15 protein-coding genes are annotated in these 12584 nt (G+C 72.2%); 7 read left to right on the top strand and 8 right to left on the bottom strand.

Going from position 1 to position 12584, the window contains the following annotated elements; all coding sequences use genetic code 11:
• Positions 1–2: 2 nt before the first annotated feature.
• Entirely contained in the window at positions 3–986 is a 984-nt protein-coding gene (locus ABEB12_RS35205) for a YhjD/YihY/BrkB family envelope integrity protein (protein ID WP_185065132.1), read from the top strand.
• Positions 987–1000: 14 nt separating this feature from the next.
• Here the strand turns inward: ABEB12_RS35205 and ABEB12_RS35200 are convergent, their stop codons facing one another.
• The 3 genes from ABEB12_RS35200 to ABEB12_RS35190 form a co-directional block, all read right to left on the bottom strand.
• Positions 1001–1249, bottom strand: a complete 249-nt coding sequence (locus ABEB12_RS35200) for a DUF3039 domain-containing protein (protein WP_185065131.1) — start codon at positions 1247–1249, stop codon at positions 1001–1003.
• A gap of 24 nt (positions 1250–1273) precedes the next feature.
• Positions 1274–1627 carry a DUF3099 domain-containing protein gene (locus tag ABEB12_RS35195; RefSeq protein WP_345703417.1) on the bottom strand — a complete coding sequence of 118 codons (354 nt, stop codon included), beginning with the start codon at positions 1625–1627 and terminating at the stop codon, positions 1274–1276.
• A gap of 72 nt (positions 1628–1699) precedes the next feature.
• A complete protein-coding gene (locus tag ABEB12_RS35190; protein WP_185065129.1) occupies positions 1700–2284 on the bottom strand; it encodes an HhH-GPD-type base excision DNA repair protein in 585 nt (194 codons plus the stop codon).
• Positions 2285–2321: 37 nt separating this feature from the next.
• Here ABEB12_RS35190 and ABEB12_RS35185 point away from each other — a divergent pair, with 37 nt between their 5' ends.
• The 3 genes from ABEB12_RS35185 to ABEB12_RS35175 all read left to right on the top strand — a co-directional run bounded on the left by ABEB12_RS35185 (position 2322) and on the right by ABEB12_RS35175 (position 4684).
• Positions 2322–3842 (top strand): DUF7782 domain-containing protein, encoded by a 1521-nt coding sequence (locus ABEB12_RS35185; RefSeq protein ID WP_185065128.1) that lies wholly within the window; start codon positions 2322–2324, stop codon positions 3840–3842.
• Entirely contained in the window at positions 3839–4264 is a 426-nt protein-coding gene (dtd, locus tag ABEB12_RS35180; RefSeq protein ID WP_185065127.1) for a D-aminoacyl-tRNA deacylase, read from the top strand. The genes ABEB12_RS35185 and dtd overlap by 4 nt, the downstream gene beginning before the upstream one ends.
• A gap of 243 nt (positions 4265–4507) precedes the next feature.
• Positions 4508–4684 carry a hypothetical protein gene (locus ABEB12_RS35175; RefSeq protein WP_185065126.1) on the top strand — a complete coding sequence of 59 codons (177 nt, stop codon included), beginning with the start codon at positions 4508–4510 and terminating at the stop codon, positions 4682–4684.
• A gap of 27 nt (positions 4685–4711) precedes the next feature.
• Here the strand turns inward: ABEB12_RS35175 and ABEB12_RS35170 are convergent, their stop codons facing one another.
• A complete protein-coding gene (locus ABEB12_RS35170) occupies positions 4712–5473 on the bottom strand; it encodes a DeoR family transcriptional regulator (RefSeq protein ID WP_185065125.1) in 762 nt (253 codons plus the stop codon).
• Between the two features lie 94 nt (positions 5474–5567).
• Between ABEB12_RS35170 and ABEB12_RS35165 the strand changes: the two genes are divergently transcribed.
• Complete coding sequence (locus ABEB12_RS35165) at positions 5568–7061, top strand: FGGY family carbohydrate kinase (protein ID WP_185065124.1); 1494 nt, start codon at positions 5568–5570, stop codon at positions 7059–7061.
• 2 nt (positions 7062–7063) lie between these two features.
• Positions 7064–8098 carry a 2-hydroxyacid dehydrogenase gene (locus tag ABEB12_RS35160; RefSeq protein ID WP_345703434.1) on the top strand — a complete coding sequence of 345 codons (1035 nt, stop codon included), beginning with the start codon at positions 7064–7066 and terminating at the stop codon, positions 8096–8098.
• 46 nt (positions 8099–8144) lie between these two features.
• On the opposite strand, the gene ABEB12_RS35155 is transcribed toward ABEB12_RS35160, so the two are convergent.
• The 4 genes from ABEB12_RS35155 to ABEB12_RS35140 form a co-directional block, all read right to left on the bottom strand.
• Complete coding sequence (locus tag ABEB12_RS35155; RefSeq protein ID WP_185065122.1) at positions 8145–8414, bottom strand: hypothetical protein; 270 nt, start codon at positions 8412–8414, stop codon at positions 8145–8147.
• A 115-nt stretch (positions 8415–8529) separates the two neighbouring features.
• Positions 8530–8934, bottom strand: coding sequence for a helix-turn-helix domain-containing protein (locus ABEB12_RS35150; RefSeq protein WP_345703416.1), 405 nt, complete (start codon positions 8932–8934; stop codon positions 8530–8532).
• 34 nt (positions 8935–8968) lie between these two features.
• Entirely contained in the window at positions 8969–10690 is a 1722-nt protein-coding gene (locus tag ABEB12_RS35145) for a PHA/PHB synthase family protein (RefSeq protein ID WP_345703415.1), read from the bottom strand.
• A 36-nt stretch (positions 10691–10726) separates the two neighbouring features.
• Positions 10727–11341 (bottom strand): hypothetical protein, encoded by a 615-nt coding sequence (locus ABEB12_RS35140; RefSeq protein WP_185065120.1) that lies wholly within the window; start codon positions 11339–11341, stop codon positions 10727–10729.
• A gap of 171 nt (positions 11342–11512) precedes the next feature.
• On the opposite strand from ABEB12_RS35140, the gene ABEB12_RS35135 reads away from it, so the two are divergent.
• The gene (locus ABEB12_RS35135) at positions 11513–12532 is read left to right on the top strand and encodes a sigma-70 family RNA polymerase sigma factor (RefSeq protein ID WP_185065119.1); all 1020 of its coding nucleotides are present in this window, start codon (positions 11513–11515) and stop codon (positions 12530–12532) included.
• Positions 12533–12584 lie beyond the last annotated feature (52 nt).

Below are 12584 nucleotides of genomic sequence, written 5' to 3'. Positions count from 1 at the left end.
CGATGAGGACACAGACAAACGCGGAAGCGGACGTGGCGGAGCAGGGGGCGGAGGCCATCCCCGGCTCGCCGGTGCGCCGGATGATCGTGCGCACCCTGTCCAAGTCGTGGAACGACGGCATCTTCTCCATGGCCGCCCAGGCGGCCTACTGGGAGGCGCTGTCGCTGCCCCCGCTGCTGCTCGGGCTGCTCGGCAGCATGGGCTACGTGACCGGCTGGTTCGGCCAGGAGAGCCTCATCGCCGTGCAGCACGGCCTGATCCGGTTCGCCGACACCATCTTCACCGGGGAGGTGGTCTCCCAGGCCATCGAGCCGACCGTGATCGACATCCTGAGCAAGGGCCGCGCGGACATCATCTCGATCGGCTTCCCGATCGCGCTGTTCGCCGGTTCCTCGGCGATCTCCTCCCTGGTGGACTCGATCACCTTCGCGCACGAGCAGTACAGCATCCGGCACCCGGTTTGGCAGCGGATCTTCGCGCTGCTCATCTACCTGCTCGCGCTGGTGCTCATGGTGGTGACGTTCCCGCTGGTCGCGCTCGGCCCGGAGCTGCTGGGCAAGGTGCTGCCCGGTTCCTGGACACCGACCATCCTGAACCTGATCAACGTCTACTACACGCCGACCGTGGTGCTGGTCGTGGTGCTCGGCCTGACCACGCTGTACAAGGTCGCGCTGCCCCGCAGCCTGCCGTGGCGGCGCCTGTTGCCCGGGGCGTTGCTGGCCATGGCGGTGTTCACCATCTCCGCCACCGGCCTGCGCTTCTACATCGCCACCATCACGGAGACCGGTTTCACCTACGGCGCACTGGCCACCCCGGTGGCGCTGCTGCTGTTCGCCTTCCTGATCGGCTTCGCCGTGGTGCTCGGCGCGCAGCTGAACAACGCCATCCAGGAGACCTGGCCGGTCCGGCCCAGCATGGGCCGGCGGAAGCTGCAACGCCTGCTCGGGCTGCGCAGACTGGGCCGCTTGCTCGCCCAGGAGCGCTGAGTCTCCCGCGCGCCCTAAGCGCCGCCGCCGGGAGGCAGGGCGTCGTAGATCTTCTTGCACTCGGGACAGACCGGCGAGCCGGGCTTGGGCGATCGGGTCACCGGGAACTTCTCCCCACACAGGGCGACCACCATGTTGCCCATCACGGCGCTCTCCGCGACCTTGTCCTTGCGCACGTAGTGGAACATCTTGGGCTCATCGTTGCCCGTGCTGTCGGTGCCCTCCGGGCGCGTCTCGACCTCGGGCAGGGTAACGGTGCTCACCCGTCCATCATGCCATCCCGGCGGTCAGCCGCCGTCGATGATGCGCCCCTCGCCCGAATCCAGCTGGCGGCGTTCGACCGGCTTCTCCAGCTGCTCGGCGTCCGCCCGGAAGCGCTGGAACTTGGTCCGCTTCAACGGCAGCCGGTCGTTGGCGATGATCACCGCCATCCACGGCAACGGGATGGACAGGATGATCAGTGTCGCGGCCAGCCAGGGGGTGTTGTAGAAGACCGCGGCGAGCACCAGGCAGGGCACCCGCATGAACATCATGATCGAGTAACGGCGGCGGCGCGCGGCCAGCTGGTCCTGGTAGGACATCGGCGCGTCGGTGATCACCGTGATCTCGTCCGGGTTGTCGCCCGGGTTCGGATCCCTCACGACGCCACCTCCCTGCTTCGGCGTCCCCTCCATCGTGTCACGCGGCTCAGGCCTTCGCCTTGGCGGCCGGCTTCATTTCCGGGCTTCCGCCTTGGTGGCGGCTTTCATCTTCTGCTTGAACGCCCGCACCTGGCCCAGGCTCTCCGGATCGTGGATGTCCGCGACCGACCGGTGCGCGCCCTCCTCGCCGTAGTCTCCGGCGGCCTCCCGCCAGCCCTCCGGGGTGACGCCGCGCTGCTTGCCGAGCAGCGCCAGGAAGATCTTCGCCTTCTGCTCACCGAAACCGGGCAGCGCCTTGAGGCGGGCGAGCACCGTCCGGCCGTCCGGGTCGTCCCTGGTCCAGATCGCGTCCACGTCACCGTCGTAGTGCTCGATCAGGTACGCGGCGAGGGCCTGCAGCCGCTTGGCCATCGAGCCGGGGAACCGGTGCACGGCCGGCCGCCGCGCCATCACCGCCGCGAACTCCTCCGGCTCCGCCTCGGCGATGCGGCGCAGGTCCAGGCCGCCCATCCGGTCGGCGATGTCCTTCGGCCCCCGGAACGCCTTCTCCATCGGAATCTGCTGGTCCAGCAGCATGCCGAACAGCAGCGCGAGGGAGCTGCCGGCCAGCAGCTCGTCCGCCTCCGGATCCTGCGCGAGGCACAGCTTCGTGGTCATGTGCCCAGCATCCCACGCCAAATGACAGGATCGGCGCATGCTCCCCCGACTCACCCCCGAGCTGTGCGGCGGGCTGCGCGAGGCGTTCGACCGGGCCGGCTACCACGTCGACGGGGTGCCCGCGCTGCTCGGCGACGCCGCGCACGCCGCACTCGGCCGCGACGAGCCGACCCCGGCGCGCCTGGCCAGCCGGGACGGCGGTGCGCTCGGCGCGCTGATCCGGCTGTTCCTGCTCGGCGACGCGGAGGCGGAGCCGGCGCTCGCCGAGGCGCTTGCGCCGGTGACCGTGCCGGACGCGGTCGCCGCCGGCCTGTTGCGCCCTTCGGGTTCCGGCCTGGCCGCGGCGCTGGACGTGCGCCCGCACGGTGACGAGCACGGCTCCTGGTGGGTGGTCTCGGACACCGACCTGGCCCGGATGCGCGGCCGGCCGGAACCACTCACCGGCGACCACGTGCTCGGCGTCGGCCAGGCCTCGCTGAGCCTGGCCGCCGCCACGGTGCGCCGCCCGGCCGGCCGGCTGCTGGACCTGGGCACCGGCTGCGGGGTGCAGGCCCTGCACGCGGCCGCCTACGCGGACCAGCTGGTGGCCACCGACGTGAACCCGCGAGCGCTGGCGCTGGCCGGCGCCACCTTTGCGCTCAGCGGGGTGGACGTGGACCTGCGCGGCGGGTCCTGGCTGGAGCCGGTGGCCGGCGAGCGGTTCGACCAGATCGTCAGCAACCCGCCGTTCGTGGCCGGCCCGGCCCGGGTCCGGCACACCTACCGGGACTCCGGGCTGGCCGGCGACGACGTGGCCGCGCGCCTGGTCGGCACGCTGCCGGAGTTGCTCAACGAGGGCGGCGTGGCGCAGCTGCTGGCCTGCTGGCTGCACGTGCGCGGGGAGGACTGGCCGGACCGGGTGGTGTCCTGGCTGCCGGCGGACACCCCGCTGGACGCCTGGTTCGCCCAGCGCGAGGTGGTCGACCCGGCACATTACGTGGGCACCTGGCTGCGCGACTCCGGCCTCGAGCCGGGCTCGGACGCGGCCCGGCGGGAGGCCGAGGAGTGGCTGGCCTGGTTCGACGCCGAGCGGGTGGAGGGGGTGGGGTTCGGCTTCATCACGCTGCGCCGGACCGGCGGTACACCCATGATCCTCTGCGAGGACCTGAGGGACGCGCCGCTGGGCCCGCACGGCACCCTCGGTACGGAGACCGCCGCCTGGCTGGACCGGGTGGCCTGGCTGCGCGAGCACCCGGGGCCGGCATTGCTCGACGCGCGGCTGGTGCTGGCCCCCAACGTGCTGCTGGAACGACACAGCGCGGCCGGCCCCGACGGCTGGGCGCCCGTACACCAGGTGGTGCGCCGGATGGACGGCCCCGGCTGGTCGCACGAGGTGGACGAGCTGGCCGCCGCGCTGCTCGCCGGCTGCCAAGGCGCGCTGACGCTCGGTGAGCTGCTCGGGCTGCTCGGTGCCGCACACGGCCGGCCGGCCGGCGAGCTGGTCGCGGCCACCCTCCCGGCGGTGCACGAGCTGGTCCGGCACGGCCTGCTCACCCCGGCCGAGTGGAAGCGGGCATGAGGGCGGTCGCGGCCCGGGTGACCAGTGCGGCCGTGCGGGTGGACGGCGAGGTGGTGGGCGAGATCACCGAGCCCGGCCTGCTGGTGCTGCTCGGCGTCCACCGCGAGGACGGCCCCGGCCAGGCCGACACGATCGCCCGCAAGCTGCACGAGCTGCGCCTGCTCCGGGACGAGCGCTCCTGCGCGGAGACCGGCGCTCCGCTGCTGGTGGTCAGCCAATTCACCCTCTACGGCGACACCCGCAAGGGCCGCCGCCCGTCCTGGTCGGCCGCCGCCGCGCCGGAACCGGCCCGCGAGCTGGTGGACCTGGTGGTGGCCAAGCTGCGCGAGCGCGGCGCGACGGTGGCCACCGGCCGCTTCGGAGCGATGATGGCGGTCGAATCGGTCAACGACGGCCCGTTCACGGTGCTGGTGGAGGCTTAGCTCCCGTTCGGTGCGGCGCCGGCGCATCAGCCGCGGTTCGGGTGCCGTGCGGGCGCGTTAGCCGCGGTTCGGGTGCGGCGCCGGTCCGAAAGATGGCTTGGACGGCCGCGGCTGGGGGTCTTGTGTGGGTTTCGCTCGGCCTCTTGCGTTGGGTACGGCGCCGGCGGGCGCGGTTGCGCGCGAATCATGATCATCAGGACATGGCGGTCGTTCCGGAGTACCAGGAGGGGCACTCATGCCCTGATGATCATCGATTCCATGGTCACCATGACATGGTGGCCATCCCAAGGCGCCGAAAGCGACCACCAGGTCATGCTGACCATGAACCAGCCCCCGGAATCGCCCCATGGGCTGGCGAACGCGACGGCCGGCACCCCGGCCGCGGCACAATCCGGCCGCGGCCGTCCAAGCGATCTTTAGAACCGGCACCGCACCAAAACCCCAGCCCTACACACCGGCCAGGTGGCGAACCGTCACCCCGGCCCCACGCAGCGCATCCACGTCGACCTCATCCGCCGCACCATCCACGATCACCAGAGAGAACTCGGCTACCGGCAACACCCGGTACAGTCCACGCTCCTCGAAAGCCCCGGTCGCCACCAGCAGAACCCGCCGCCTGGCCACTCCGGCCAGCGTGCGGCGCAGCGGGACGACCGCCTGGTCCGGTTCGTACAGCTGCCCGCCGGCCACCGATGTGGCCGTGCTGATCAGCACGTCCACCCGCAGCCCGGCGACAGCCGCCTCGGCCTGCGATCCGAGCAGGGCGTCGTGCGCCGCTGAGTAGGCACCGCCGATCACGTGCAGGTCGATCCCGGGCGCGCCGGCCAGTGCGCGGGCGGCGGCAAGGTGGTTGGTCACGGCGGTCAGCGGACCGCGCTCGGGCAGCCGCTCGGCCAGCGGGAGGTTCAGCCCGCCGGCGTCCAGCAGCACCGACTCGCCCGGTTCGATCTCCCCCAGCGCGGCCTCGACCAGCTCGGCGGCCCCGTCGCGGGCCGGCGGCTCGACCGCGGCGCCACCCCGCACCTTGCGCAGCCAGCCCTGGTCGCGCAGCGCGTCCAGGTCCCGGTGGACGGTCATCAGGCTCACCGCGAAGTCCTCGGCCAGCTGCTCGGCGCGCACGAAACCCTCCGCCGCCAGGCGGGCGCGGATCCGCTCCCGCCGGGCCTCGGCCGCCGTGCCCCGGGGCCGATCCGCCGAACCAGCGATCATCTTCCCATCCTTCGATGTGAAAACCTCGGCACCCTTAACATTACTGCCTAGACGCTTTAACATCGAGACGTGTTAACAGACAGAAGTTCATAACATGACCGGATACGACCGCGCGTGGCTCGGCATCGACCTGGGCACCCAGAGTGTGCGCGCCCTGGTCGTGGCCGCCGACGGCCAGGTTCTCGGTGCCGGAGCCAGCACGCTGACCAGCCACCGGGACGGCCCCCGACACGAGCAGGACCCCGCCACCTGGTGGCCGGCCGCCGCATCGGCCTGCCGCGCGGCGCTCGCCGCGAGCGGGCCCACCCGGGTGGACGGGGTCTCGGTGGACGGCACCTCCGGAACGGTGCTGCTGGTCGACCGGTCCGACGGCCGGCCGCTGACCCCGGCCCTCATGTACGACGACACCAGGGCCGGCGAGCAGGCACACCGGGTGAACGAGGCCGGCGCCGACCTGTGGGCCGCACTCGGCTACCGCCGGATGCAGCCGGCCTGGGCGCTGCCCAAGCTGGCCTGGCTGCTCGCCGAGCACCCCGAGCTCACCGCCACAGCGCGGCTGGCCCACCAGGTGGACGTGGTCAACCGGGCACTGGTCGGCGGCCCGGTGGCCACCGACCTCTCCAACGCCCTGAAGACCGGTGTCGACCTGATCGGCGAGCGGTGGCCGACCGAGGTGTTCGACGCGCTCGGCCTACCGGGGGCGCTGCTGCCCGACCTGGTCCGGCCGGGCACCCCGATCGGCACGGTCGGCGCGGCCGCCGCCGAGCTGACCGGCCTACCGAAAGGCACCCCGGTGATCGCCGGCTGCACGGACGGCTGCGCGGCGCAGCTCGGCGCCGGCGCGCTGGCCGTGGGCAGCTGGAACTCCGTGCTGGGCACCACCCTGGTGCTCAAGGGGGTCACCGAGGAGCTGATCAACGACCCGCTGGGCGTGGTCTACTCGCACAAGTCCCCGGACGGGCGGTGGCTGCCCGGCGGGGCGTCCGGCACCGGAGCCGGCGCGGTCGGGCGCGAGTTCGCCGGCCGAGACCTCGACGAGCTGGCCGCCGGCGCGGCGCGCTACGAACCGGCCGCCGTGCTCGCCTACCCGCTGGCCTCGGCCCGGGGCGAACGGTTCCCGTTCCTCGCGCCGGACGCGGAGGCGTTCCTGCTCGGCACCCCCCGCGACGACTACGAGCGCTACGCGGCGATGTTGCAGGGCGTCGGGTACCTGGAGCGGCTGTGCTTCGACTACCTGGCCAGCCTGGGCGCCCCGGCGCACGGCGACCTGATGCTGACCGGCGGCGGCGCGCGCGGCCGCTACTGGTGCCAGCTGCGCGCGGACATCCTGGGCCGGCCGGTCAAGCTCCCGGCGAACGCGGAGTCCGCGCTGGGAGTGGCGGTACTGGCGGCCACCCCGGGCCGCTCGCCGGCCGAGGTGGCCGCCGAGATGGTCCGAATCCGGGAGACCGTCGACCCGCGCCCGGAGGTCACCGCGCGGCTCGAGGAGCCCTACCGCCGGTTGCTGGCCGAGCTCACGGCGCGCGGCTGGCTGCCCGCCGAGCAGGCCGTCCGGGTCACGTCACCGCTCGAGAGGGAACGCAGATGACCATCCGCATCCTGGCCGCCGGCGATCACTTCGTGCTGAACCGGCTGCTCATCGAGGCCGTGCGGGCGCAAGTGCCCGACCCGGCGAAGGTGGAGTTCGCCGAGCTGACCCTGCCGTGGCCGGTCCAGCCGTTCGGCCCGGTCGGCGAGGTGGAGGAGGCGTCCGGCAGTGAGGAGGAGCTGATCAGCGCGCTGGCCGGCGCACAGATCTGCGTGACCCAGCTGGCCGGACTGACGGAGAAGGTGCTGGCCGAGTCCCCGGAGCTGCGCCTGTTCGGGGTGAGCCGGGGCGGCCCGGTGAACGCCAACCTGACGGCCGCCACCGAGCACCGAGTTGCCGTGACCTTCGCCCCCGGACGCAATGCGGTAGCGACCGCCGAGCACGCCATGGCGCTCATCCTGGCCGCCGTCCGGCGCATCCCGGGCACGCACGCCGAGCTGGTGGGCGGGGTCTGGCGGGGCGACCTCTACCAGTACGACCAGGTCGGGCCGGAGCTGGAGAACGCCGAGGTGGGCGTGGTCGGCTACGGCGCGATCGGCGCCCGGGTGGGCCGGATGCTGGCCGGGTTCGGGGCGCGGGTGCTGGTGTACGACCCGTACCTGGACGGGACGCCGGCCGGGGTGGAGCGGGTGGAGCTGGATGAGCTGATGCGGCGCAGCTCGGTGGTCTCCCTGCACGCCAGGGTCACCGAGGAGACCAAGGGGATGATCAACCGGGCCCGGATCGAGTCCATGCCGGCCGGGTCGGTGCTGGTCAACTGCGCGCGCGGGGCCCTGCTCGACTACGACGCGGTGTGTGATGCCCTGGACTCCGGGCACCTGTTCGGCGCCGGCTTCGACGTGTTCGACACCGAGCCCATCCCGGCCGGCTCCCGCCTGCCCCGCACGCCGAACGTGGTGCTCACGCCGCACCTGGCCGGGGCGTCCAAGCAGACGGCGGCCAAGGCGGCCCGGATCGTCGCCGCCGACGTCGGCCGGTTCCTGCGGGGCGAGCCGCTGGCCCACTGCGCCAACCCGGAGGCGCTTCGCGCCCCGTGAGTGGCGAGTGACGCCATAGCGCTACTCGCCACTCACGAGGGCCGCGTCAGCGGCCCACTGTGCTCGGGGCGAGGCGCTCGGCGGCGTCCTGGGCGGCCTTCGCGGTGGCCTCGGCGGCCTTGCCGGTGGCCTCCAGCAGGCTGGTGGCCAGCTCCCGCTGGGCGCGCAGCACCTGCTCGGCGAAGTCGAACGCGTTGGCCACGGCCTCCTTCGGGTCGGACAGCCGCGCGGGGTCGGTGACGCTGAGGGTGTAGTCGCGCACCGCCTCGGTCCAGTCCGTGATCACCTTGTTCAGGGTCTCCTGGTGGGTAGCCATGACGGTTCCTTCTTCCGATCGCTCGTGACGTCTTCGCTCACGAAAGTACCCGCGAGTGATAAGTATTTCAAGCACCGCGGGCGAGCGAGGCCCAGGTCACAGGGTCGGGTGAAGCTCAGGCGGAGTCGGCGACGAAGCTGCGGTAGACACCGAGCAGCGCCTCGCGCTGTTCCGGGGACAGCCGGGGGTCGCGCCGGATGGCCGCCTCGGTGTCGCCCTCGGCCGCCGCCTCGGTGTCCCGGCCGTTCCCGTTGCCCCGCATCATCCAGCCGGCCTGGGCCAGCATCTGCTCGGTGCTCAGGTTGAGCGCATCGGCGATGGAGCGCAGCACCTTCAGCGAGGGCTGGTGCAGGCCCCGCTCGATCTGGCTGAGATAGGCGTTGGACACGCTGGTCAGGCTGGCCATCTCCCGCAGGGACAGCTTGGCCAGCTGCCGTTGCGCCCGGATGAACTCCCCCAGCGCATCCATCTGCACCGACCAGGGATCCGTCCTGGCGCCGCCAGATCTTTGCTCGCTCATGGACCCCATTGTGGTCGTTCCACCAGCCTCACCACTAATTGTGCACGTAGCTTCCGGGGGCATCCAGCAGCGGCGGATGCGTCGGGCTGCCCATCGGCGGCGGCGCGACCATCTCTCCGGCGCGCCCGGCGATCCACGGCGTCCAGTCCTCCCACCAGCTGCCGGCCCGCCGCTCGGCCCGTCCGTGCCACTCCTCCGGCCGCTCCGGCAGCCGGTCCACGTCGGCGTACCAGTGCCGCGACCTGGCGCTCGGCGGGTTGACCACGCCGGCGATGTGCCCGGAGTTGGACAGCACGAACCGCACCTCCCCGCCGAGCAGCCGGGCACCCCCGTACACCGTGCGCCACGGCGCGATGTGGTCCGCCTCGGCGGTGATCACGTAGGCGTCCCGGTGCACCGCGCCCAGGTCCAGCCGCTCGCCGCCGAGCACCATCTTCCCGGTGGCCAGCTGGTTGTCCACGTAGCAGGTGCGCAGGTACTCCAGCTGCATGGCGGCGGGCATCCGGGTGGAGTCGCCGTTCCAGGCCAGCAGGTCGAACGCGGCCGGCTCGTCGCCCATCAGCCAGTTGTTGACCACGTAGTTCCACACCAGGTCGGCGGGACGCAGCGCGTCGAAGGTGGCCTTCATCCTCGAGGCCGGCAGGTAACCCGGGCGGCGCATCATCCGCTCCAGGTTGCGCACGGTGTCGGCGTCGGTGAACACGCCGAGCGCCCCGGGCTCGGTGAAGTCCAGCAGCGTGTTCATCAGGGTCAGCGTGGAGACCCCCGGCTCGCCCCGGGCGGACAGCCAGGCGGCGGTGGCGGTGGCCAGCGTGCCGCCCAGGCAGAGCGCCACGATGTTCGCCTCCGGCGCACCGGTGATGTCCCGGATCACCTCCAGCGCGGCCAGCGGCCCCTCGCGCAGGTAGTCGGACATGCCGACGTCCCGCAGGCCGCCGTCCGGGTTTCGGTAGCTGATCGCGAAGCAGGTGTGCCCGTGCCGGACCGCCCACTCCACCAGACTCTTACCCGGGGCCAGGTCCAGGATGTAGTACTTGTTGATCCACGGCGGGCTGAACAGCATCGGCACCCGGTGCACGGTCTCGGTGGCCGGCGCGTACTGGATCAGCTCGATCAACCGGTTCCGGTAGACCACCTTGCCCGGCGTGACCGCCAGGTCCCGGCCGACCTGGAACCTCCCCGGGGTGACCTGCCGCGGCTCGCCGTTGTTGGTCAGCACGTCCCGCAGCAGGTTCTGGGCGCCGCGCAGCAGGCTGTGCCCGCCGGTGTCGAAGGCCCGCTTGAGCACCGCCGGGTTGGTCAGCGGGAAGTTGGTGGGCGCCAGCGCCTCGACCACCTGGTCCACCGCGAACTCCAGCTTGCGCTGGGAGGTCGGGTCCAGGTCCGCCTCGGCGGCGAGCTGGCGCAGGTAGTCCGCGAACAGCGCGTGCTGCTGGCGGGACAGGTAGAACCAGGCGTTGTCCCGGTAGGCCCGGTCGCTGTAGCGCCGGTCGGACCCGGGCGCCTCGGCCGGGCCGTCCACCTCCACCCCGACCGCCCGCATGGCCGAGGCGAACACCGCCTGACCGGCCCCGCCCCAGTACGACACGGTGGCCCTGGCCAACGGGAACGGCCTGCCGGCCAGCGAGCTGGCCGCGCTCACCAGCGCCGGGCCGAAGCCCATCGGGTCCAGCCCGGCGACGAAGTCCTTGAGCTCCTCGACGAGTTCGTCGGCCGACGGGGCCGGAGGGGCCGGTGGGTCCTCGGAGACGGTCACACCCGGCATCCTGCCGGTTTACCAGTGAGTGCGCACTCAGAGGCCACCCGAGGCCAGCCCGGCGAACCGGGAGTCCCGGTGGTGGCCCAGCTGCGCGTACGCGTGCAGCTCGCTCCAGAACGGCACCGAGCCGATCGGCCACTCCTCCTCCGGCACGTCCTGCTGGCCGGGGCCGCCCGGCAGGTCGGCCAGCGAACGGGCCGGGATGAACAGGTCGGCCTGCACGATGCTGAACACCGGGGAGTCGTCGGACGGCCCGACGTAGGCGTGCGCGCCGAGCGGGGTCAGCACGGGCGCCTGGGCCAGCCGGGCCCGGGCCAGGCCCACCCGGTCCGCGACCGCGTCCGGCCGGTCGCCCCACGCCCGCCACCAGAAGTCGTTGTGCTCGACGTCGAAGAGCAGGCCGCGCACCGGCGCCTCGACCAGCGCCCGGGTGCCCTCCGGGTCACCGAGCCGCCAATCCGGGTAGGTGCGGGTGTTTTCCTCGGCCGGCCGAGGGTACGCACGGGTCAGCACCGCGCGCCACAGCGGGGGCATGTGCAGGCCGAAGATCGACTCGGCGGTGTCCAGCTCGGCCTCGGTAAGGCCGGGTTCGAGACGGCAGTCCGGGCGACTACCCAACCAGGAGACCAGTTCCGCAACATGATTCACAGCGTCACGCCCCAAACCCGGACGGTAACCATTTCTGACAAACCCTCAGAGAGCGCGCTCACACCGACGGCGCATGCGGGAACGAAATGCGGCCCGCGTGCGTATTACATGGTGAAGCCGCCGGGACGGTCGCCAAACCACCCGGCGCACGCGTAGGGAGGGACCGCACACATGGCTGCGCCGAAGACCGACAATAGCACCGCTCGCACCGCAACTGTACCTGCTCAGCGCACCGGGACGGTGGAGCTCGAGCCGGTGGCCGAGGATCTGGACGCCCAGAGCCCCGCGGCCGACCTGGTGCGGGTCTACCTCAACGGCATCGGCAAGCGTGCGCTGCTCACCGCGGCACAGGAAGTTGACCTGGCCAAACGCATCGAGGCCGGGGTGTTTGCCAACCATGTCCTGGACACCGACCCGGACCTGGACCGCGCCCGCGCCGCCGACCTCCGGGCCCTGGTGCGCGACGGTGAGCGCGCCCGCAACCACCTGCTGGAGTCCAACCTGCGGCTGGTGGTCTCGCTGGCCAAGCGCTACACCGGGCGCGGCATGCCGCTGCTGGACCTGATCCAGGAGGGCAACCTGGGCCTGATCCGCGCGGTGGAGAAGTTCGACTACGCCAAGGGGTTCAAGTTCTCCACCTACGCCACCTGGTGGATCCGCCAGGCGATCACCCGGGGCATGGCCGACCAGGCCCGCACCATCCGGCTGCCCGTCCACCTGGTCGAGCAGGTCAACAAGATCGCCCGGGTGAAGCGGGACCTGCACCAGCGGCTGGGCCGGGACGCCACGCACGAGGAGATCGCGGCCGAGTCGGGCATCGCGGTGGAGAAGGTGGCCGACCTGCTGGACCACTCCCGTGACCCGGTGAGCCTGGACATGCCGGTGGGCAACGAGGAGGAGGCCCCGCTGGGCGACTTCATCGAGGACGCCGAGGCCACCGACGCGGAGACCACCGTCATCTCGCACCTGCTGCACGACGACCTGCGCCGGGTCCTGGCCACCCTGGACGACCGGGAGCAGAACGTGATCCGGATGCGCTACGGCCTGGACGACGGCCAGCCGCGCACGCTTGACCAGATCGGCCGCCAGTTCGGCCTGTCCCGGGAACGGGTCCGGCAGATCGAGCGGGAGGTCATGGCCAAGCTCCGGGTCGGCGACCGGGCCAACCGCCTGCGCGCCTACGCGAGCTAACCGACGGTTCAGGAAGACCCCAGCTCCCGCGCTGGGGTCTTTCTTTTGGGTA

The organism is Actinospineispora eucalypti (assembly GCF_039543365.1).
Lineage (GTDB): Bacteria > Actinomycetota > Actinomycetes > Mycobacteriales > Pseudonocardiaceae > Pseudonocardia > Pseudonocardia eucalypti.
Note: the sequence above shows the minus strand (reverse complement) of the source record. Positions and strands in the feature narration are given on the sequence as shown.